The sequence below is a fragment of the Paenibacillus qinlingensis genome (genome assembly GCF_013204845.1).
GTDB lineage: Bacteria > Bacillota > Bacilli > Paenibacillales > NBRC-103111 > Paenibacillus_E > Paenibacillus_E qinlingensis.
Genome location: NZ_JABMKY010000013.1, coordinates 198,928 through 221,556 on the forward strand (window position 1 = coordinate 198,928; position 22,629 = coordinate 221,556).

Annotated in this window: 22 protein-coding genes; 15 read left to right on the forward strand and 7 right to left on the reverse strand. The window is 46.9% G+C overall.

Going from position 1 to position 22,629, the window contains the following annotated elements; genetic code table 11:
• Positions 1-265: 265 nt before the first annotated feature.
• A complete protein-coding gene (gene modB, locus HQN88_RS22405; RefSeq protein WP_173116668.1) occupies positions 266-943 on the reverse strand; it encodes a molybdate ABC transporter permease subunit in 678 nt (225 codons plus the stop codon).
• A 1-nt stretch (position 944) separates the two neighbouring features.
• The gene (gene modA / locus HQN88_RS22410; protein ID WP_173116670.1) at positions 945-1,733 is read right to left on the reverse strand and encodes a molybdate ABC transporter substrate-binding protein; all 789 of its coding nucleotides are present in this window, start codon (positions 1,731-1,733) and stop codon (positions 945-947) included.
• A gap of 163 nt (positions 1,734-1,896) precedes the next feature.
• Between modA and HQN88_RS22415 the strand changes: the two genes are divergently transcribed.
• Together HQN88_RS22415 and HQN88_RS22420 are read left to right on the forward strand one after the other, a co-directional pair.
• Complete coding sequence (locus HQN88_RS22415) at positions 1,897-2,859, forward strand: helix-turn-helix transcriptional regulator (RefSeq protein ID WP_173116672.1); 963 nt, start codon at positions 1,897-1,899, stop codon at positions 2,857-2,859.
• 12 nt (positions 2,860-2,871) lie between these two features.
• Positions 2,872-3,147, forward strand: a complete 276-nt coding sequence (locus HQN88_RS22420; protein ID WP_173116674.1) for a transporter suffix domain-containing protein — start codon at positions 2,872-2,874, stop codon at positions 3,145-3,147.
• A 379-nt stretch (positions 3,148-3,526) separates the two neighbouring features.
• On the opposite strand, the gene HQN88_RS22425 is transcribed toward HQN88_RS22420, so the two are convergent.
• Complete coding sequence (locus HQN88_RS22425; protein WP_173116676.1) at positions 3,527-4,426, reverse strand: LysR family transcriptional regulator; 900 nt, start codon at positions 4,424-4,426, stop codon at positions 3,527-3,529.
• A 251-nt stretch (positions 4,427-4,677) separates the two neighbouring features.
• Here HQN88_RS22425 and HQN88_RS22430 point away from each other — a divergent pair, with 251 nt between their 5' ends.
• The 12 genes from HQN88_RS22430 (at position 4,678) to HQN88_RS22485 (ending at position 17,326) form a co-directional block, all read left to right on the forward strand.
• Positions 4,678-6,009, forward strand: a complete 1,332-nt coding sequence (locus HQN88_RS22430; RefSeq protein ID WP_173116678.1) for an LLM class flavin-dependent oxidoreductase — start codon at positions 4,678-4,680, stop codon at positions 6,007-6,009.
• Between the two features lie 13 nt (positions 6,010-6,022).
• The gene (locus tag HQN88_RS22435; protein WP_173116680.1) at positions 6,023-7,354 is read left to right on the forward strand and encodes an LLM class flavin-dependent oxidoreductase; all 1,332 of its coding nucleotides are present in this window, start codon (positions 6,023-6,025) and stop codon (positions 7,352-7,354) included.
• Between the two features lie 20 nt (positions 7,355-7,374).
• Positions 7,375-9,012 (forward strand): ABC transporter substrate-binding protein, encoded by a 1,638-nt coding sequence (locus tag HQN88_RS22440; protein WP_173116682.1) that lies wholly within the window; start codon positions 7,375-7,377, stop codon positions 9,010-9,012.
• A 21-nt stretch (positions 9,013-9,033) separates the two neighbouring features.
• Entirely contained in the window at positions 9,034-9,957 is a 924-nt protein-coding gene (locus HQN88_RS22445; RefSeq protein ID WP_173116684.1) for an ABC transporter permease, read from the forward strand.
• A gap of 21 nt (positions 9,958-9,978) precedes the next feature.
• Positions 9,979-10,875 (forward strand): ABC transporter permease, encoded by an 897-nt coding sequence (locus tag HQN88_RS22450; RefSeq protein ID WP_173116686.1) that lies wholly within the window; start codon positions 9,979-9,981, stop codon positions 10,873-10,875.
• A gap of 3 nt (positions 10,876-10,878) precedes the next feature.
• A complete protein-coding gene (locus tag HQN88_RS22455; RefSeq protein ID WP_173116688.1) occupies positions 10,879-12,909 on the forward strand; it encodes an ABC transporter ATP-binding protein in 2,031 nt (676 codons plus the stop codon).
• 47 nt (positions 12,910-12,956) lie between these two features.
• The gene (locus HQN88_RS22460) at positions 12,957-13,772 is read left to right on the forward strand and encodes a CoA transferase subunit A (protein WP_173116690.1); all 816 of its coding nucleotides are present in this window, start codon (positions 12,957-12,959) and stop codon (positions 13,770-13,772) included.
• A gap of 15 nt (positions 13,773-13,787) precedes the next feature.
• On the forward strand, positions 13,788-14,573 hold the full coding sequence (locus HQN88_RS22465; protein WP_173116692.1) for a CoA-transferase: 786 nt from the start codon (positions 13,788-13,790) through the stop codon (positions 14,571-14,573).
• Positions 14,574-14,587: 14 nt separating this feature from the next.
• Positions 14,588-15,175, forward strand: coding sequence for a cysteine dioxygenase family protein (locus tag HQN88_RS22470; protein ID WP_173116694.1), 588 nt, complete (start codon positions 14,588-14,590; stop codon positions 15,173-15,175).
• 48 nt (positions 15,176-15,223) lie between these two features.
• Positions 15,224-16,393 carry a CaiB/BaiF CoA transferase family protein gene (locus HQN88_RS22475; protein ID WP_173116696.1) on the forward strand — a complete coding sequence of 390 codons (1,170 nt, stop codon included), beginning with the start codon at positions 15,224-15,226 and terminating at the stop codon, positions 16,391-16,393.
• 3 nt (positions 16,394-16,396) lie between these two features.
• Complete coding sequence (locus HQN88_RS22480) at positions 16,397-16,870, forward strand: DinB family protein (RefSeq protein WP_173116697.1); 474 nt, start codon at positions 16,397-16,399, stop codon at positions 16,868-16,870.
• 159 nt (positions 16,871-17,029) lie between these two features.
• The gene (locus HQN88_RS22485) at positions 17,030-17,326 is read left to right on the forward strand and encodes a DUF6509 family protein (RefSeq protein ID WP_173116699.1); all 297 of its coding nucleotides are present in this window, start codon (positions 17,030-17,032) and stop codon (positions 17,324-17,326) included.
• 894 nt (positions 17,327-18,220) lie between these two features.
• On the opposite strand, the gene HQN88_RS22490 is transcribed toward HQN88_RS22485, so the two are convergent.
• From HQN88_RS22490 to HQN88_RS22500, 3 genes are all read right to left on the reverse strand, one after another.
• Positions 18,221-19,162: an aldo/keto reductase family protein gene (locus HQN88_RS22490; RefSeq protein ID WP_173116701.1), complete on the reverse strand. Its 942-nt coding sequence runs from the start codon at positions 19,160-19,162 to the stop codon at positions 18,221-18,223.
• A 161-nt stretch (positions 19,163-19,323) separates the two neighbouring features.
• Positions 19,324-20,817 (reverse strand): sensor histidine kinase, encoded by a 1,494-nt coding sequence (locus HQN88_RS22495; protein WP_420874467.1) that lies wholly within the window; start codon positions 20,815-20,817, stop codon positions 19,324-19,326.
• Positions 20,717-21,394, reverse strand: a complete 678-nt coding sequence (locus HQN88_RS22500) for a response regulator transcription factor (protein ID WP_173116705.1) — start codon at positions 21,392-21,394, stop codon at positions 20,717-20,719. The genes HQN88_RS22495 and HQN88_RS22500 overlap by 101 nt, the downstream gene beginning before the upstream one ends.
• Positions 21,395-21,567: 173 nt before the next feature.
• Between HQN88_RS22500 and HQN88_RS22505 the strand changes: the two genes are divergently transcribed.
• A complete protein-coding gene (locus tag HQN88_RS22505; RefSeq protein ID WP_173116391.1) occupies positions 21,568-22,488 on the forward strand; it encodes a hypothetical protein in 921 nt (306 codons plus the stop codon).
• Between the two features lie 53 nt (positions 22,489-22,541).
• Here the strand turns inward: HQN88_RS22505 and HQN88_RS22510 are convergent.
• Positions 22,542-22,629 (reverse strand): IS3 family transposase (locus HQN88_RS22510; RefSeq protein ID WP_173116737.1); only part of this gene is annotated, 88 nt, incomplete at its 5' end.

The window sequence follows — 22,629 nt, forward strand, 5'->3', positions numbered from 1 at the left end:
GGCGGTGAAGTGATTGGTTGAGTGTTAAGCGAGCTGATGGCCGAAATAGATGGAGTATTTCCATCTATTCGAGCGGTAGGCGGTGAAGTGATTGGTTGAGTGTTAAGCGAGCTGATGGCCGAAATAGATGGAGTATTTCCATCTATTCGAGCGGTTGGCGCTGAAGTGATCGGTTGAGTGTTAAGCGAGCTGACGTCCGAAATAGATGGAGTATTTCCATCTATTCGAGCGGTTGGCGCTGAAGTGAACGGTCGAGTACTATGCGTCACGCCTCCCCCCGACTTCTTCGATTCGCCAGCAGCAAGAAGCCGAATGAAATGGCAATGATCGCACCGGCCCAGCACCAAGCGAGCGTGTGATTGCCCGCCTCGACCGCGATGTAGATGGCGGTGGGCAAGGTCTGGGTGCGATGCGGAATATTGCCCGCGATCATCAAAGTGGCGCCGAATTCGCCGAGTCCACGTGCGAAGCCGAGAATGTACGCCGAGCGGACCGAGCGCCACGCAAGTGGCAGGGTGATGTACCATAGCACCTGCCACTCGTTAGCTCCCGCGGATCGCGCGGCGTTCTCCAGGTCGGCCTTGACCGAGGCGAAGCCGGTCTTCATCGTTTGATAAACAAGGGGGAAAGCGACGACGATCGAAGCGATCACGGCCGCCCCCCAAGTAAAAATAATCGATTGGTGGAACAGAGTGTCCATCACTGTGCCGATCCAACTCTTCTTGCCGAGCATCACAAGCAGGATAAATCCAACTACCGTTGGCGGCAGCACCAACGGTAGCATAAAGGCAGTCTCGATCAAGGACTTCCCGCGGAAGTTCCGCCGAGTCATTTGCCATGCCGCATATCCGCCAAGCAACAGCACGAAGATGCTGGCAACCAAAGCGACTTTCAAGGATAGCAAGATGGGTGAAGCAAACTCACTCCATGTAATATTGTCCATCCTATTGAGGAATTGTGAAGCCGAATTTTACGAATACATCCTGCGCTTCTTTACTCTTCAAATAAGTGTAAAATTCAGTTGCTTCTTTGCTATGTTTGCTTGCTTTGACAATCCCAGCAGGATATTCGATCGGTTTGTATGATTTGGGATCAACCGTGAGGGCAACTTTTACCTTCGTAGACGTTAACGCATCAGTTTTATATACGAAGCCTGCTTCCGCATTACCTGATTCCACATACGTGAGGACCTGACGGACATCTTTGCCTTGCACGATTTTGGCTTGCAGCGGGTCCCAGAGCTTCACGTTCGTTAAGGCTTCTTTGGCATAGCTTCCAGCAGGAACCGTCTGAGGTTCGCCGACAGCGATATGTGTGACACCAGCAGCAGAGAGATCATCAAGCTTTTGCACATTCAATTTGCTATCTGCAGGAACGACGACCACCAAGCCATTCAGCAGCAAATTGCTTTGCTGTGATGCATCGATCAACGATTTATCGACGAGTTCTTTCATGTTTTTGCTTGCTGCAGATAGGAAGACATCAGCTGGAGCGCCTTGTTCGATTTGCTGCTGAAGAGCGCCGGAAGCACCGAAATTATACTGAAGCTTAATGTGCGTATGTTTCTTCTCGTAGTTGGTTTGAATTTCTTTCATGGCATCCGTTAAGCTTGCTGCCGCTGAAATGGTGAGTTCGACATTGGACTGTTCCACTTGCTTGGAGCATCCTGTTGCTACGGTACAAACGATAATCAAAAGAAATAACATAGAACGGAACATAAGATTTTTTAGCATAGTAACCCCTCCATAAATAATTATCTATCTATTTAAATATAAATAGTATGATTTAGATATAAATGATTATAGTTGAACATTGGAAATACGTAAACAACTAAAGTTTGAATTACCAAGGTCTTGCGCTTATGATAGAGGGAGACATTGCATACGGAGGAAAATGATGACAAGCGACATATCCTATACAACGGAAGACATCTCTAAACTTTTGAAAATCTCCAAGCTAACGGTCTACGATTTGATCAAAAAAGGGGATCTTCCCGCATATCGAGTTGGCAAGCAAATGCGTGTAGATGCAGCGGATCTTGAAGCTTATAAAGTGCGGGCCAAAAGCGGCCGAGGACATGCGATTGCTTTCAAGACCGAGCCCATAGAAATTGTTCCAAGTTCGCAGGATGTCACAATAAAGACTGTGTCCCAGCCTACAGTAGTCATTACCGGGCAGGATGTTAGTTTAGATATTTTGGCGAAACATTTGGAGAAAAAAGCTCCGCAGATCAGACCACTCCGCTCCTACGTTGGCAGCTTGGATAGTCTAATTGCGATGTATAAAGGTGAATCAGACATTGTCAGTACGCATTTATTAGACGGTGACACCGGTGAATATAACATTCCCTATATACGGAAATTACTGATCGGATCTTCCTATGTCGTTATCAATCTTGTCTCTCGGTCAGCAGGCTTATATGTTCAAAAGGGGAACCCCAAACAACTTCGCGGTTGGGCGGATCTCCAGCAACCCCACCTGCTGCTTGCCAATCGGGAGAAGGGCTCCGGAGCTCGCGTTCTTTTGGATGAACAGCTTAGGCTTCACGGCATCCCGTGGCAACAGATACAGGGGTACGAACAAGAAGAATCTAACCATATGGGTGTCGCGGGCAAAGTAGCACTTGGTGAAGCCGATTTCGGCGTAGGGATAGAGAAAGCGGCGTATATGGTCGGGGGTGTTGATTTTATCCCACTGATTCAGGAGCGTGTTGATCTTGTCATGCTCAAGAAACCGGGAAATCTAGCCTGGATTGAAGCTGCTAAACAGGTACTGCAATCCGAGGCATTTCATCATGAGCTTCGTCCGATTCAAGGCTATGATATCTCGCTAACGGGTCAAGTTTTATTCGAAACATAAGGGGGACATGACGTGGCCAAAAAACTAGGCATCACCTTGTTAATTCTATCGACACTCGCTTTTTTAAGTGCTTTTACCATTCCATTTTTCGTACATACGGGAGGCGGTATGGCCAAGTGGATTGCGGGGCTGCTTATTTTCAGTGAGGTTACCTTCTGGACGGGCGGCATTTTATTAGGCAAAGAGGTTGCCAAGAAATACAGGAGCTATCTCAATCCGAAAAATTGGAAACGGAAGAACGTGCCAGATCATTCAGATCAGGCGTCCGTCAAACAAGACGACATATGAAAACGAGGCTGTCCCCAAAGTCATTCTAGACTTTGGGAAACAGCCTCGTTTTTTTCGTTAATGACCGATGGGGAATCAACCTGCTTCCCACAATCTAACTGGATTTTCTCCATCTATTTGAAGCAGATTTCTCGATTTTGAAAGATTAACTGTATTTCCTGTAGTTAAATTCCATCGATTTGTTGAAAACTTCAAATTTCATATAAATTATATGTAATTTTTCCATCTAATCAGAAAAAAAGGTTAAATTCGAAGAAATTAACTGTAGTTTATACATCTAAAAAAGAAGTAGCAGTCACCTTGGGTTTGCAAAGCACAAACTAAACCAACTTCAAACCAGCCATGGGGTCAGCCCCTTTTATTCTTTCGCTAACGAACTTCATGAAGCAGACGATACGGCACTTTTCAGCTCCTTGCGGAAAATCTCGACAAGACTCTCTGTAGCTAAGCTGAAGGTACTGGCATTCATTTTGCGCAGCAGGCCTGTGACTAAACCGGAATCGAGATCATCAATCGCTTTAAGTACAGTACCCTGCGGTGTTGGCGTTGCAGAAATGACAGGAACAACCGCGATGCCGAAATCGGCTTGGACATAGTATTTGAGCGCGGCCATATTGCCGATCTCCATACCGGAGTAGGGACTGCCGCCATTTTCGAGCAAAGCATTCTCTAGCTTTTGACGATAAGGGCATTGCGAGTTGGTGATAAGTAAGTGCTCGTGCTGTAAATCACGTAGACGAATAGATGGTTTCGATGCTAACCAATGGGTTTCCGGGACGAGCAGTGCGAGTCTTTCCATGAAAAAAGGCTCGAAGGAATGGTCCAATCCCGTATTGGGCGTGGAGCAAATAGCCATATCGATGCTCCCCTCATGAAGCATCTGACCAAGGACTGTCGTGTTGCCAATGTGAATGCTAATCTTCACTTTGGGATGCTGACGCAGGAAGGGGCCAAGCAGCTGCGGCAGCCGATAACTAGCTGTGGGTTCCATGACGCCAAGCCGAATGATTCCTGCATCCCCTTTGACGAGTTCATCCATCGAAGCTTGTAGATAATCATAATCTTTCAGCAACAGATCGGCATTCTGATGAAACAATCTGCCTGCCTCCGTAAGAGTCAGTTTTTTCCCGCGTTCTAACAGCTTAACCCCCAGATCGCTTTCGAGCTTTTGTATATGCATGGTTACGGTCGATTGGCCGTATTGCAGTTCCTCGGCTGCACGCTGAAAGCTACCGAGCCTGATGATGGTCTGAAAGGTTTTGATATTTCGAATATCCATAGGAACCCTCGTCCTCTCCTAAGATTTGGTTCATGATTTGTGAAGTATACGATCGGAATTTCCAATTTTACAAACTCTTACAACTATCATAACATGAATTCTTATTAATCCAAGTGTTTTACTTGTATATTCATAAAAAATGAATCAAGCGTTCATCTTTTTGAATTGTACAAGAGAAAGATCCTGTTTTATGATAAATACCATTAAGTGCATCGGAATAATCAAATATAATCAAACGGAGGCTGATTCGAATGGCAAAGGGTAAGAAAATCAAACTAGGTGCAATGATTCATGGTGTAGGCGGAGGTTGGGAAGATTGGAAACATCCTGAAGCCATCACGGATGCAAGTACGAATTTTCAATTTTATAAACATCAAGCGCAAACAGCGGAAGCTGGGAAATTTGATTTTGCTTTCATTGCGGATAGTGTTCATATCACGGAAAAATCAAGTCCTCATTACCTAAATCGTTTCGAACCGCTTACGATTCTCTCCGCACTTGCAGCCGTCACGAAACGGATTGGCCTTGTTGCTACTGTAACCGTCAGCTATAGCGAGCCTTTCACTGTGGCTAGGCAATTCGCATCACTGGATTTGATTAGCAAAGGGCGCGCTGGTTGGAACGTAGTCACTTCTTGGTTATCGGGCAGCGCCAACAATTACAGCAAGGATGAGCATCCACCACATGAAAAGCGTTACCGCATTGCGCAAGAGCATGTGGATGTGGTGAAGGGCTTATGGGATTCTTGGGAGGACGATGCGTTCACGCGGAATAAGGAGACAGGTCAGTTTTTTGACCCGGAGAAGCTCCATACTTTGAATCATAAAGGTGAGTTTTTCTCCGTACAGGGTCCACTGAACATTGCCCGTTCGAAGCAAGGGCAGCCTGTTATTTTCCAAGCAGGAACGTCTGAGGATGGTCGCAACTTTGCTTCTAAGAATGCAGACGCGATCTTCGTTGGGCATGAGAATATTGACGAAGCCAAGGCGTATTATGCGGATATTAAACGCAGAGCAGTATCCTTCGGTCGTAACGCTGACGATGTCTCGATCCTCCCTGGGATTCGACCAATCATTGGCCGCACGGAAGAAGAAGCAGAGCGTAAGTACCTCGAAACGGTCAATCTTGTTTCTATCGACAAAGCGATTATCGCATTAGGTCGTCCTTTCAATGATTTTGACTTTAGCGTATACCCGTTAGATGAACCATTCCCGGACCTTGGGGATTTGGGAGCTAACAGCCAACAAGGCGGTTCGGCGAAGATCAAACGTTTGGCGAAAGAACACAACCTGACATTGCGCCAAGTGGCTCTTCGTTTTGCAACACCAAAAGGGAATTTCGTGGGTACACCGGAGAAGATCGCGGATACGATTCAGCAATGGGTGGAAGAAGGAGCGTCTGACGGGTTCATTATTGGCGTGGGGATACCGGGAGCGCTGCAGGATTTCGTTGAGTTGGTCGTGCCTATTTTACAAGAACGCGGCTTATATCGAACGGAATATGAACATGACACACTACGTGGTCATTTAGGATTGGAAGTACCGGTTAACCGGAATAGCAAAGCCAAAGTGCTGAACTCATAAGGGGGAGAAAGATATGTCCAAACAAAGAAAACTTAAACTCGGAGCCACCATCACAGGCGTTGGTACTTCCAAATATACATGGCGAAATCCAGAAATTCCGGGGGATGCCAGTGTTGATTTTGATTATTATGCCGGGCAAGCGTTGCAAGCAGAGGAAGGCAAGTTTGATTTTGTTTTTATCGTGGATAGCACCTATATTACGGAAAAATCAGCACCGCATTATTTAAACAGGCTAGAGCCATTAACGGTTTTATCGGCGCTCGGAGCTGTTACCTCGAAGATTGGTCTGGTGGGGACGCTAACTGCGTCCTTCACGCAACCATTCACTGTGGCAAGACAGTTTGCTTCGCTGGATCATATCAGTAGCGGGCGTGCAGGATGGAATGTCGTGACGACGGGGCTTGAAGGTGCTGCTCGCAATTACAGCAGGGATGAGCACTATGCCCATGATGAGCGCTATCGGATCGCGGAGGAGCATTTGGAAGTTGTACGCGGTCTATGGGATTCGTGGGAAGATGATGCATTCACGAGAGATCAAACAACGGGCGAGTTCTTCGATCCGAGCAAGCTGCATGCGTTGAATCATAAAGGCAAGCATTTCTCCGTGCAGGGGCCATTAAATATTGCCCGTTCCCAGCAAGGTCAGCCTGTGATTTTCCAAGCAGGCGGGTCGGATGATGGCCGTAATTTGGCAGCGAAGAGTGCAAATGCCATTTTTACAGGACACGAATCGATCAAAGAAGCGAAAGCTTTTTATCAAGATATTAAAGCACGTGCAGCTGCTTATGGCAGGGCGAGCGAAGAAATCCTTGTGTTCCCAGGCATTAGTCCAATCATTGGACGGACGGTAGAAGAAGCAGAGAGCAAATATCAGGCAATTGCAGGGTTAGTGACGTTGGAGGATGCGCTTGATCAGCTCGGTCGTCCATTTACCTACCACGATTTCAAACAATATCCGTTGGATGAACCTTTCCCGGATCTTGGCGATCTTGGCAGCAATAGCTACCGCAGTTCGACAGATCGGATTAAACGAATTGCGAAGGAAGAGAATTTGACGCTTCGTCAAACGGCACTGCGATTTGCAACGCCAAGAAGCTCCTTCGTCGGTACGCCTGAACAAATCGCAGATACCGTTCAACAATGGTTTGAAGAAGGCGCAGCGGATGGTTTTATTATTCATACGGGCATACCTAGTGTGCTGAAAGATTTCGTGGAACTCGTTGTTCCGATTCTTCAGGAGCGCGGTATTTATCGGAAAGAGTACGAAAGTGATACGTTAAGAGGCAACTTAGGGCTTGAAATCCCAGTAAACCGCTATACAAAAGAGAGAATAGCTCAAGCTTAAGCTTAGAGGGAGAGAAAGATATGAAAAAGAGAATTGGATCTATCGTCAGCGGTTTACTCATTACGGCTTTCATCGTTACAGGCTGTGGGGAAGCTTCGAAAGCCGGCAAGGAAAGTGCATCGCCAGAAACAGGAACGGTGACGCCAGGCGGTGAGCTTGTGTGGGCACTTGCAGGTACGGTGACATCGGATAGCTTGGATGCGCACAAAGCGGGCTTCGCGCCAACGACTAGAGTTATGCGCTCTATTTATGACAGCTTAGTTGTGGAGCTTCCTGATCACACAATTAAGCCGTGGTTAGCGACATCTTGGGAGCTTTCCTCGGATAAAAAGAGTTACACGTTCCACCTGCGCAAAGATGTGAAATTTCATGATGGCACGCCGTTTAATGCGGAAGCTGTGAAATTTAATTTTGATCGGATTATCGATCCAGCGACCAAAGCGTCCATTGCATTGAACGAGCTTGGCTCGTATCAATCAACGGAAGTCATCGATGAATTCACCGTGAAGGTGAATTTCAAGACGACCTTTGCGCCGTTTCTGAGCAACGCAGCCAAAGTCGATTTAGGCTTCGTTTCTCCGACAGCCGTGAAGAAGTATGGCGATGCTTTCCCGCAAAACCCAGTGGGAACCGGACCTTTTAAACTGAAGAAAATCACACCTAGCTCACAAGTTGAGCTTGAGAAAAATCCGGACTACAACTGGGGACCTTCCAATGCCAAGCATCAAGGTCCTGCGTACTTAGATAAATTAACGGTAAAATACGTGGAAGAAGAAGCCACTCGCGTCAGTGTTCTCCAAAGCAAACAGGTCCAGGTGGCGGACATTATTCCTCCGCAGAATCTTGTGGCGTTGAAGGCGGATCGTAATTTTAATGTACAGGAAACAGAGCTCCTGCAGGCCAACTATACACTCTATTTAAATATTCAGAAAGCACCTTGGAATGATCTGAAAATACGTCAAGCATTTCGCTCGGCCTTGGATATCGATTCGGCTGTGAAGACGATATACTTAGGCACCTCAAAACAAGGCTGGTCGCCGCTTTCACCAGAGCAGTTTGCCTATTCACCGAGTAGGGAGAACGCTTATAAGGTAGATGCAGCCAAGTCTAATCAAACGCTGGAAGAAGCGGGGTGGATTAAGGGAGCAGATGGCTACCGTTCTAAGGACGGCAAACGACTCACGGTTGAAGTGATTGATACACAAGGAAATCGTGAGAAGCGGCTTGATTTAATCGCCATATTCACCCAGCAGTTGAAGCAAGTAGGAATCGAGCTGAAAGTCATTTCCTTGCCTACAGGTACATACACGGATCGCCGTAATAAAGGGGAATATGACCTGATCGCAGGCAGTCAATTCTCAGGTGATCCCGATGTGCTCAGACAACTTTACTCGACCAAAGGCCCATCTAAGGCCAATAATATTGCCAAAACGAATGATCCTAAATTAGATGAGTTTTTGGAACAGGGCTACTTGGAGACGGATCCTGAGAAGCGGAAGACGATTTATAAGAACGCACAAGAATACATTATTGATAATGTCTACGGGATTCCGGCTTATGTCTTCAACTACTCTGTTGCTTCCACGAAAGAAGTGAAGGGAATTACGTTCGATTCGCCTGCTTGGCCCGTATTCTACGATGCTTGGATTCAAAAATAAGATCACGAGGGGGAGTCACGGATGGTGAAGTATATCTTGAACAGGCTCATCGTCTCCATTCCAGTCATTCTAGGTTCGTTGACGCTTGTATTCTTAATCATTCACTGGCTTCCTGGTGATCCGGCCGAGATGATTGCAGGTGAGGATGCCTCGCCTGAGCGTATCGACTATTTAAGAAAGCAATTTGGCTTAGATCAGCCGCTTTGGCAGCAATATGCGGAGTATTTGTGGAGGAGTATTCGGGGAGATTTCGGGCATTCTTTCGCTAATAGTCAACCTGTCATAGATCGATTGTTAGCTCAGCTGCCCGCAACACTTTCTCTAGCTTTATTGAGCACTATTTTTGCCATCATCGTCGGCTTCATTCTAGGTGTGTTATCCGCTGTTTATAAAAATCGGGTACTGGACTATATCGTGCGTGTCATTAGTTTGTTAGGCGTCTCCATGCCCAAGTTTTGGCTCGGCATTCTGCTTATTCTTGTCTTTTCGGTGCATTTCCAGCTCTTGCCCGCGATTGGGAATGGCAGCTTCAAACAGTTGATTCTACCGTCGTTCGCTTTAGGAGTGACAGGTGCGGGGATGTTAACACGAATGGTGCGTAATAGCGTGTTGGAGGTCATTCATGAACCTTTTGTCGTGACACTGCGGGCGAAGGGGCTATCCGAAAAAATCGTGCTATATAAGCACGTTCTGCGGAATGCGTTGTTGCCTGCGGTTACGATTCTTGGTTTGTTAGTTGGAGAGATGCTCTCGGGAGCTGTTGTGACGGAGACTGTTTTTTCCAGGCAAGGCTTAGGGAAGTTAGTGGTAGACGCAATCAATCAGAAAGATATTCCGGTGATTCAGGCGGCAATTCTGATTACAGGACTTTTTAATATTTTGGTCAACTTGATGGTGGATGTGTCCTATTCCTATGTGGATCCGCGTGTCCGTAAGTCAGGATAATGATGAAAGGAGTTGGCGCTTATGCTGTTTAACACGGTAACAACAGAAAGGCTGCTAAGGAAGAGGCAAGAGCTTTTAAGTTTCCGTTTTCGGTTCAAAAAGCTTAATTTATCAAAGGCACTGCTAAGCCTTTCGCTATTTATTTTAGCTTTTCTGATCTTGTGTGCCATCGTTCCCTCCTGGATTGCTCCTTACTCGCCAACGGAAATGCTGACGGATCAACTCTTGAAATCACCAAGTTGGTCGCATCCGCTTGGAACGGACCAATTCGGTCGTGATGTATGGACACTCGTCATCTATGGCAGCAGACAATCGCTCATTATGGGGGTCGTGTCCGTCGTGATTGGCGGTTGTATTGGGACACTCTTCGGACTTATTGCAGGGTATTGGGGCGGAGTTGTCGATTCGTTATTCATGCGTTTCAATGATATTTTGATGACGATACCGGGGATTCTGTTGGCGATCGCGATCTCGGTTGCCCTCGGACCAAGCTTTTTTAACGTGATATTGGCCATTAGTGTGGCTACGATACCTGGAAAAGCAAGAGTCGTGCGCAGCCAAGTAATCTCGATTCGTAATCGGCCTTTCATTGATGCTGCGCGTGCTGTGGGGACTTCGCATCTCGAAATCATGCTCCGTCATATTTTGCCGAATTGCTTCTCTCCATTGCTCGTCATGATGACGATCGGTGTCGGGAGCTCCATTCTAGTAGGTACAGGTCTAAGCTTCCTTGGGCTTGGTGTGGTGAAGGAAATCCCAGATTGGGGTTATATGCTCTCCCAAGGACGCAGCTATATGACGGTAGCTTGGTGGGTAGCTACATTCCCAGGGCTGGCCATTACTTTGCTGGTCATTGTGGTTAATCTCATTGGTGATGAAATTCGTGATCGCATGGATCCAAAGAAATCGAGGGCATAGCGTATGAAACCATTACTCGAAATAGATGCATTGTCCGTTGATTTTCAAACAGCCAGCGGTTCACTCAATGCGATCAACAATATTAATTTGCAGATCGGAACAGGAGAAATTGTGTGTTTGGTCGGGGAGTCAGGGAGTGGAAAGACGATTACCTCTTTGTCGATTATGCGTCTGATTAACTATGATGGCGGCTATATTTCACATGGGGATATCAAGCTCGATGGGCAAAGTTTAGTGGGACTGTCACAGAAGGAAATCAGCGATATGCGTGGGAAGAAAATCGCAATGATCTTCCAAGAGCCGATGACCGCACTGGATCCTATCTTCACAATTGGAAGTCAGATCATCGAAGTCATTGTTCGTCATGAGCGAATTTCGAAGCTGGGAGCAAAGGAAAAGGCAATATCCTTACTGCGCAGAGTGGGCATTCCCGAACCGGAAATAAGGATGGGGCAATATCCCTATGAGCTTTCAGGAGGCATGCGCCAAAGGGCGATGATCGCCATGGCACTAGCTTGCGGACCTGAACTGCTTATTGCTGATGAACCTACAACAGCGCTGGATGTAACGATCCAAGCGCAAATCTTGAGCTTGCTTCGTGAGCTGAAAGATGAATTCCAGATGTCGATTCTATTAATTACGCACGATCTCGGAATTGCAGCTGAAATGGCTGACCGCGTCGTGGTTATGTATGCGGGCAAAGTTGTTGAGCAATCTCCTGTACATCAGTTGTTTGAAAATCCAGCCCATCCTTATACCCAAGGGCTTCTCCATTCCATTGTCACACTGGATAATGTACGTGGTTTGAAGCTGTATACGATCAAAGGTACGATTCCCAGCTTGTCTAATTTACCGACTGGCTGCCGTTTCCATCCCCGTTGCCCCTACGCAACGGATCGTTGTTTGAGTGAAGATCCGCCACTGCAAGAACTTCACGGCCGTGAGGTTGCGTGTTGGAATGCAGAGCGGATTGATCATTTGGCAGCCGAGTTTTTCGGGGATGCGGTCACGACCGCGCCTGTCGAAATCAACGATGGGCTTCGTGATGATGCATGGTCCCTAGCGTCGGAGACTCCATTACTCCAAGTGAAGAATGTAAAGAAATATTTCCCAATTCGTCAAGGGTGGTTTGGGCGAGGCCGTGCCTCGATTAAAGCAGTTGATGATGTGTCTTTTGACATTCGCAAAGGGGAAACTTTCGGCCTTGTCGGAGAATCCGGATGCGGGAAATCCACGTTAGGCCGGGTACTTCTTCAGCTGGAGAAAGCGACGGCGGGCAGTATTCATTTTGAAGGTAGAGATCTCATTCAATCAGGCTCTCAGGGGTGGAAGAAAACAAGGCGGGACATGCAAATTGTGTTTCAGGATCCGTATGGCTCGATTAATCCCCGCTGGAGTGTGGGAGATATCATTGGAGAACCTTTCTGGGTGCACGAGTCTTTACGTGGGTCTGCCAAAAGAGCAAAAGTAGAATCCGTTATGGAGCTTGTGGGATTGAATCCGTCCTGGTACGATCGGTTGCCGCATGAATTCTCAGGCGGGCAGCGCCAACGTATTGGAATTGCTCGCGCGATTGCACTGAATCCGAAATTTATTCTAGCTGATGAAGCCGTTTCTGCCTTAGATGTTTCTGTCCAGTCGCAGATCGTTAATCTGATGCAAGATATTCAGCAACGTATGAATTTAACATATTTGTTCATTGCACATGGCCTTAATATTGTTCGCTACATTTCGGATCGAATTGGTGTCATGTACTTAGGGAAGCTAGTTGAAATTGCACCGACCGATGAGCTGTTTAGACATCCTGCACATCACTATACGAAGGCGCTTTTGTCGGCCATTCCAGTGCCCGATCCCAAACGGAAGCGCAGCTTCGTGCCCTTGGAGGGTGAAATGCCATCACCTGCGAGGCCGCCATCCGGCTGCCGTTTTCATACGCGCTGCCCAGCTGCGACAGCACTGTGCCGTGAAGTTGTGCCTGAATTAGCGACGATTGGGCCCGGTCATTATGCGGCTTGTCATTATCCCTTGTAAGAATGGGAGTTTACTAGAACAACCTCTTGAAAGAAGGAGTGGGGTATGTGCCATCCAAATCCAAATTAATATCCATCCAAGAAGCGGTTGCACAGATTCCGGATGGTACGAAGCTTGCCGTTAGCGGCAATATGGAGATGTCTCCGATGGCCCTTATTCGTGAAATCATTCGCGCCAAGAGGCGCGAGTTATATCTAGTTTGTGCGGGGGCTGCGGCAGTGAATGCTGATCTACTGATCGGAGCTGGCGTGGTCTCGACCGTTGAATTCTCACAGATTTCGATGGGGGAGTATGGATTTGGCTTGAACTTCCGGCGCAAATTCGAACAAGGAGCAATTGTCGGATTAGAGCATGCTTGTCCGACGCTAACAGCAGCAATTGGGGCAGGTGCTTCAGGTATCCCCTTCACACCAGTGCGAGGGCTGCTCGGTACGGATTATATGCAAATTAGACCGGATTTTCATGAGATCTACAATCCATACAATTCGGAGGAGAGTATTGCCATTGTGCCCGCGATACGACCAGACGTAGCGATATTTCATGGCTATAAGGCAGATACGCTTGGCAATGTGATTGCTCATTCATCACAGAACAATCGACTGCTTGCGCAAGCTTCCGTGAAGGCATTTGCTTCGGTGGAAGAGATCGTGTCCCCCGATGAGCTTCTTCGTGAAGCTAACCATGGCGTAGCGTTCATCCCATCGCTGTTTCTAAGCGGTGTCATTCATGCACGTGGAGGTGCTATACCAACAGCTTGTCCAGGTTACTATGAGGTTGATGATGAGGAAATTTCCATTTATATGGAAGCTTCTAAATCGGATGCTACTGTTGAGGTGTATGTGAAGAGCTTAATTAACACGTAGTGGGGGAGGTATCGTATGAGTCGTATGGAGCAGGCTAGGTTGTCTTCGTATTCCATGGAGGAAGCGATGATTTGTTACTTGGCAAGAGAGCTGCGCAATCACGAGGTTATCGGAGTTGGGAATAACTCACCTATCCCTGCTGCGGCTGCATTGCTTGCCAAAGCGAGGCATGCGAAGCAAGCCTCTGTTTACATTCTCGGGCAGTGTGATTGGCCTTTTCAAGGAACGAAAGAGTTCTTTGATCTCATGCAGCGAGGCGAAATGGATGTATTCTTTCTAAGTGGTGCTCAAATCGACAGCTACGGACGTATCAATCTGCATGCAATCGGCGACTATGGAAAGCCGAAGGTGAGACTACCTGGAGGCGCTGGCTCAGGGGTTGTTTATTTTACATGCAAACGCATCTTTCTATTTAAAACGGATCATGGACTTAAAGGATTCCCTGAAACGCTCGATTTCGTTACATCAATACCTTCTTCGGAGAAAGGCATCTATCATCAAAATGGATTAGTTGGTGTGTATACACCCCTAGGCGTCATGAAACCGACTGGACCCGAGCGCAGATTAAGGCTAGCTGCCACCGTTCCAGGTGTGAAGCCAGCTGAGGTACAGGGGAGGACAGGTTTTGATCTAGGTTTGAACAAAGATGATGACTCATCGATTCCAATCCTCAAAGCCCCTTCAACTATCGAGTTAGCAATACTTCGTTATGAGGTAAGTCATGAATTACGGCGCATATATCCGTTGTTTGCGAAGCAGCATTTCGGTGCTTATATGAAAAGTGCAGCAGTTCAATTATAGAAAGAGGGATGGATATGAGCGAAAATAAACCCTTTCATCAGTTGGAAGTGGATATTTCAGACATACTGGCTAGTCATCAGGATTATCGTACCATTATTGATCACGTGCGGCCCCATTTACAGCATTTGCTGACGAATGATGACTTGCTTCCCGCGGAGTTGCAAGTGCCACTGCCGAATAAATACGCACAATATTTGCTGTATAGACCGCAAAACGAGTCCTTTGCTGTCATCGCTTTCGTCTGGGGCGCGGGACAAGTTGCACCTGTTCACGATCATCTGGTATGGGGACTTGTTGGTGTATACCGCGGCTCTGTTGTGGAGAAACGCTATCGTCGTGAGGATCACGGCGAATCTGCGGAACCACGTTACACGATTCGTGAGGTATCAGAGGTGACAGCTTCGCAAGGTGACATCTCCTTTGTGTATCCACCAGATTATGATATTCATGGCGTTGCGAATCCATTTGATGAGGCAGCCATTACGATCCATATTTATGGGACGGATATCGGAAAACAACCTAGGCATATCCATGATATAGCCACTGGGAATGCTCGAGATGTTATTACGAAGCATGATAATATAAGTCCCATTTTTAGCTAAATACCTGGAATTATCTCTTACTACCAAACAAAGAGGAGCGGAGAACATATGAGCAAGAACAACCACGGCCCTCTTGCAGGCATCAAAGTTATTGAATTTGGTCAAATAGCGGCAGGCCCCTTCGCGGGTATGTTGTTCGCAGATCTAGGCGCAGATGTGGTCAAGGTAGAGCGGCCTGATGTGGGCGATAGTATGCGAGAATGGCCGCCATTTATTACGAACGAAGAAGGTGAGCACTATAGCTCCAATTTCAGCTCACTAAATCGTAATAAGCGGAGCATAGCGATTGATTTTAAAGCTCCTGCGGATCTTGAACGATTGCGTGAGTTATGTGCACAAGCCGATGTCATTGTCGAAAATTATCGGCCAGGTGTATTGGCAAAATTCGGGCTTAGCTATGAGCGATTAGTGGAAACGAATCCGAAGCTCGTGTATTGTTCCATTTCTGGCTATGGGCAAAAGGGTGCTTACGCACAAAAAGGCGCTTTCGATGTGACCATTCAAGCGATTAGCGGATTGATGAGTGTGACGGGGGAAGAGGATGGCGCGCCGGTCAAATGCGGGGTTCCCGTGGCTGATTTTGTAGCAGGGCTCTATGGTGCTTATACCGTCGTTGCGGCGATTCATCAAGCATCTCGAACCGGAAAAGGGAGTTACATTGACTGCTCCATGTTAGCGAGTGTGCTTGGGATATCCGCATTGCAGACAAGCGAGTATTACGGCAACGGGGTAGCACCGAAGCGTCTAGGCAGCGCGCATCCACGCAATGCACCGTATCAAGGTTATCACGGCAGTGATAAGCCATTCGTGATTGCGGCTGGCAACGAGAAGCTGTGGCGCGAGGTGGTGGATGCCGTGGAGCTGCCGGGGCTAGCGGACGATCCGCGGTTTCAGAATCAGACGCTGCGCGCGAAGCATCAGAAGGAGCTGGCTCTACTTCTCCAAGAAGCATTCAGCCTGAAAACGGCTGCCCAATGGCTGGATATTTTTGATGGACGAGGTGTACCCTGTGCGCCAATCAACACGTTTGAGGATATTTTGCATGATCCTGCGGTGAAGGAAAGTGGCTTGATTCACGAGTTAACACTTCCGAATCATACGCAAACTACAACGGTAGGCTATCCCGTTAAGCTAACGGACTACGAGTTTCAAATTTATCGCAAGCCGCCGCTCAAAGGTGAGCACACAGAAGAAATTTTTCAAGAATGGGGTGTTTAGATCGTGAGTGAGACAACCAGGCTTCATATTGATATTTACCTTGCGACTTCGGAATTAATCAAACAACGCATAAACCAGCTTTCTCCTGAACAGTTGGAATGGAAGCCTGCACCGGAGAAATGGAGCATTAAAGAAGTCGTAGCTCATCTCGTGGATGCCAGCTTCGTGCACGCTATCCGTATTCGTAAAATTGTTGCAGAAAACGGCAAAGAGTTTCTCCTGTATGATCAAGATGCATGGGTTGCAAGCTCGCGAGCAAACCAGACGGAGCTGAGTGACATTTTGCTTGCGTTTGATGCCATACTTGCCTATAATGCGCTATTCTACGGGCGTTTGACAGAAGAACAGTGGGAACGCAAGGGGAATAATAACGGCAAAGAAATCTCCATCGCTGATCTGTTCCAAGGTTTCATTCGTCACGTGCAAACGCATTTGCTGCAAATTGGGCGTAATTTGGATGCTTTAGGTGTGAAGTAAAGGTTGGTTAATAACGTGTAAAATACCGATAGGAATACCGATACGAAGACCAATAAGAATACCGATAGAGGCATTTTCTGGGACAACAGAGAGGTGCCTTTTTTCTTTTGCACGCATTTCGGTTATACTAACAGGTGCAGAAGAGAAAGGGGCGGTACAATGTTTACAATTACAACCTACACCGTAGAATTGGTTAGAGATCCTTTTGGGATTTTGACGGGGCAACGCTATGAATTTATCATCGATATCGAAGTTGAGGAAGATGATGAGCTATATTCCGAGAGCGGCCTATATATCCGAGCTATCTACAATGTGACCGAAGAAACATCAGCACTTATGAAATACGAGTTGTACGAGAAAACGACCGAACTTTATCTGGATTTCGACCTTGAGGACGATGAAGTGTCAGTCGTGGAAGCGTTCTGTAAGGAACATTACTCGGAAGGTAATGAATAAGAGGAGCGATAGATGCTCTTCTTTTTTTTGTTTTCTTACTACTCGCCATCTTCAATACCACTAGCACCACCAGCAATCATAACTGAGCCAGTACCATACAATTACAAATCAGAGACTTGAGACTACAGATTACACACTACAGACTACAGATTACACACTACAGACTACAGATTACAGATTACACACTACACACTACATACTACAGACTACAGATTACACACTACACACTACATACTACAGACTACAGATTACACACTACACACTACATACTACAGACTACAGACTACAGACTACAGACTACAGACTACAGACTACAGACTACAGACTACACACTACAGACTAGAGACTACACACTACAGATTGCATAACCATAACCATAACCATAACCATAACGACCATCAACGGCAAAGTGTAGAGCACAAACCACAACCCACAATCACACAACCCACTGACCGCTGAGCGTAGACCAACTCGAACCCTGAACCCTGAACCCTGAACCCTGAACCCTTCAGATTACCGACCGTCCACTAACTGCTACGAGAGCATTGAAAGGGTCAAATTTTAACTAGTTAAGTGCTCCAAATGTATAGCTGTATTTTCTACAGTTAATTCTGTTGGATTTCGCATCATTTCCCGATTAGATGGATTTTCTGTTGTTAATTTAAGGTTTTTTTATCGATATGAGCTTATTTGGTGAAATTAACTACATATTTTCCATTTAAATTAAATTAATTGCGTTATTCGCCTAAATTAGATGTAGATTTTCCAGTTATTTTTTATTTCGTGTGATAACTAATTCCACCAACCCAACCCCATCTAGCCCAACACGCAAAAAAACCTGCACAACGGCAGGTTTTTCAATTACGCATACGTCTATAGCAGCTGGAGTTTCACTTACCCTTGTAGAATAGTCTCAATGCTGCTAAGCACATCATCTGTCAAACGAATGCCGCTTGCGTTGCAGTTCTCAACGACCTGCTCTGGACGGCTTGCACCGACGAGTGCGCTGGATACGTTGTTTTGACGCAAGATCCAAGCGATCGCCAGTTGGGATACCTTAATGCCTAGTTCATCGGCAATACTGGATAGTTGGGCAACTTTATGTAAAGAAGCTTCGTTCAGCTGCTTTTCATCCCAGTTTTTGCTGCTAGCCCGGCTATCGGCGGCGATTGGCTGGCCAGCACGGTATTTGCCAGTCAGGAGACCCTGTGCAAGAGGGGAGAATACCACTTGACCGAACCCCTTCGTTTCACCAAGCGGAATGATATCTTTTTCAATGTAGCGATTGAACATATTGTACACGGGTTGATTCACGATTAGCTTATCGAGCAATAACTTATCAGCAAGCGCATAAGCCTCGACTATTTGAGCTGGAGTCCACTCACTAACGCCGATATAAAGCACTTTTCCTTGGGTAACTAAATCGTCAAGCGCTCGCAAAGTTTCTTCCAACGGTGTTTCGGTGTCAAAACGGTGACAGTAATAAATGTCAATATAGTCCGCATTCAAGCGTCGTAGGCTAGCTTCTGCTTGCTCTTTAATGTGCTTACGGGAGAGTCCACGGTCATTAGGACCTTCGCCCATTTTACCAAAAACTTTCGTTGCTAAAACGTAGGATTCCCGAGGATATGCGGATAGGACTTTACCCATGACCTGCTCGGCTTCACCGCGTTCATACACATTGGCTGTATCGAAAAAGTTAACACCCAGATCGTATGCTTGCTCAATGGAACGCACTGCAGGGTCTTCCCCTACATAGCCGCCATAAGTAAGCCAACTACCTAGACTGATTTCACTTACTTTGAGTCCACTATTGCCAAGTTTCCGATATTGCATGCTGAAATGCCTCCTGCTCTAATATGGAATGTGTACGCATCGCGCATTGCGTATGTACATTCCTATTATAAAGAATTCAGGAGAGATACGTAAGGACTGAAGAGAAGGTAAGTAACTCACCTCCAGGTGGTGATGCTGGAGAATTACGGCAAAGCGAACAATTACTTCTTCGCGGTAGATACAGTAGGAAGCTCCACTATGAACGAACTGCCTTTTCCCAATTGGCTTTTTACAGCTATCGTGCCACCGCATGCTTTCACAATTTGCTTGGCGATGGCAAGCCCGAGACCGTGCCCGCCCAACTGCCGTGAGCGTGATTTGTCCGGCCGATAAAAACGCTCAAAGATGCGCGGCAGCTCGTCTTCCGCTATCCCAATTCCTGTATCGCATATCTCGATGAGGAGCGTGTTTTGTAAATGTTCTGCCGGATTGGCAACCGTTAAGGTCACTTTGCCTCCGGGCATCGTGTATTTGATCGCATTTTCCATCATTATCACGATGATTTGAACGATTTTATCCTCATCTTGAAAAACGATTAACTCGGATGAGACATTCAGGATCAGATCCACCTGTTGGTTCTCTGCGATTTGACGAAGACGGCGAACTGTTTGTGCAGCCGTTTCTGCGATGTCAAACCATGTTCTGTTCATCAGCATCTCCCCGGTATCGCTACGAGCGAGCAGCAGCAAGTCACTAGCTAATCGGTTCATGCGATGAATCTCCTCTTTAATCCCCTCGAAAACCCATTCTTCATCGGGGCTCTTCACAGTGCTTTCCTCCATCTCAAGCGTCTCGACTGAAGCCAGTAGTACACTGAGTGGCGTACGTAGCTCATGGGAAGCATCAGCCACGAATTGTTGCTGGCGCTCGTAAGCTTCGCGCACGGGAACCATAGCTTGTCGTGACATCCAATTGCTGAATAAGATAACCAGCGCAAGGAACAAGAACGTAATTCCGAGTAGCGCAGCCAGTAGCCAGGTGAATAATTGCGATTGAAAGGCTACATCTTTGCCTGCGAAAAGGGTAGCTACGAGCTGACCATCGCGATAAAGTGATCGTTGCCCAATCAAATAAGTGATATGCTGCTGTGCAATTTGAGATTGCCTAGGAACCACCAAGGGTCCTTCATAGATTTGGAGCTGAACCTTTTGAAGGGATTGCTCGCCTAACGACCCATTTCGTATCTGTGCTAGTACCTGATCGCTAAGCTCTTTTTGTATCTCCGCGCCGATTAAAGGGGAGCCTGTCCGGTCTATGAGATAGTAAAATGCCTGGTCGGTACTCAATTCAAATGGACGCTGACCAGGCTTATTGAATTTTCCTTCGCTTATTTCCGTGAACAAAGGCCCCTGAAGCGCAGTTATCTCAGCGTCCAGCAGTTTATTCAGTTTATCTTCCTGATTATGCCAGATGAGAACAAATAACAGGGAGTAAATGATGATGCTAAAGAAGAGCAACAACAGGCTCATTAGTGCGCTGTACTGCAGCGTAAGCTTGGATTGTGTACGGCTGAACACATCGTGCCCCAGCAGGCGCTTTCGAAGATTCGGTAGCCTAAGCTTCAATTTTATAGCCAACCCCCCATACATTCTGAATCCAGTTCGAATTCGGGTCGATTTGCTCAAGCTTTCTACGGAGCAGCTTAATCGTAGCATCAATCGTTTTAATGGTGACTTCCGTCTCTTGGCTCCAGATTCGGTCCAAAATAACCTCACGGGACAACACATGCCCTCGGTTCTGTAGGAGCAAATCTAATAACTGAAACTCCCGGTGCGATAGTTGCAGCCGATCATCTCCTTTAGCTACGATCTGGCTCGTCCGATGCAGTTCCAACCCTCCAAAGTGGTAGATCTCTTCCAGCATAGGCGTAAAGCTTCGCCGTCCCAATGCTCTTATTCTTGCCAACAACTCTTCAATTTCAAAAGGTTTAATCAAATAATCATCCGCTCCCGCGTCTAGTCCCTTAATTCGGTCCTGCACCGAGTCTCTGGCGGTGAGTATTAAGATAGCTCCGGAATAGCCTTCCAGACGCAGTTGCTGACAAACGGATTTACCATCTAGATTCGGCAACATCCAATCGAGGATCAGGACATCATAGCTGGAAACGCTGGCATAATCATAGGCCGTTTCACCGTCCGTAACCCAATCCACGGTATGTCCGCCTTTTTTCCTAAGCATATTGGAGGTCAATTTTCCCAGACGTTGTTCATCTTCCGCTAACAATATTTTCACGAGTTCTGTTCGCTCCCGTTCAATTGAATTTCATTGAAGTAAGTATATCAATGTAGCAATAAATAGTGAAAAAAGAGTGAAATGAAGGTGCTCGTATTTTACCTCTTTTTTCATTCATTCCGCTTATAGTTGGAATCAGCAACACACCACATTCCCGAAAGGATGATTGAAACATGATGAACAAACCGAATTTCTCCTACACGAAAAAGGCCAAATGGTTGGCCAGCACATTGAGCATGACTTGCTTATTGAGCGGAAGTACGCTAGTCTCGTCCATTGCCATGGCTGCTTCCTCCGACGCTGCCGTACAACCGCAGACGGTTGTAACAACGACATATGGTACACCTGACTCGTTGCCGACACCGCCAGCTCCTGGATTGTTGCCAACACCGCCAGCTCCTGGATTGTTGCCAACACCACCTGCTCCTGGCTTACTAGCTCCACCTCCAGGACTGCCCCCGATTGCTATAGGGCTGGACCGTGATGCGATCCTAGCTATATTGAATTTGAGTGAATCCCAACTACGAGAGGCATTAGAGTCGGGACAATCTCTATATGAGATTGCAACATCTCAGGGCGTCATTACGCAGAAACTCGTTGATCTTGCTGCAACTGCTTTGTCAGAGCAACTAGATCGAGAGCTGAAAGATGGCCGTATTTCCTCTGAGCAATATCAATCTCGCTTACAAGAAGTAAATGAGCACGCAGAAGCTATCTTGAAGCGTACACATCCCAAGCCACCAGTTCCGGGGGCTGATCCTAAGCTTCCAGTAGGTTTGGTGCCGGCGCTGGGTCCTGGTCTGGATCAACTGAATGCGGATACGCTGCTGTCCTTTCTAGGCATTTCCTCCGACAAGCTTTCGGATGAATTGAGAAATGGCCAATCGTTAGCTGAAATAGCGGCTGTGCAAGGCGTCGATGCCCAGAAGCTGATTGATTTGGTGGCTCAAGCTTTGACTAACCAACTTGATCAGGAATTAAGTGAGAAAATGCTGTGGAAAGACGAATATGAAAATCGCAAGCAGGACATCTCCAAACGTGCGGCAGACGCTATCCAGCATAAGCATCCGCAACCGCCAGTCCCTGCTCAATAATCGCAAATTAGACCGTCAGGAATGAACTGACCCCCAAAAGTTAGACATTTATGTTATGCAGCCTGTGAGGCATGAGTTCGGTACTGTACCGGGCTCATGCCTTTTAGTTTTTTCTTGATGCGCTCGTGATTGTAATAGTTC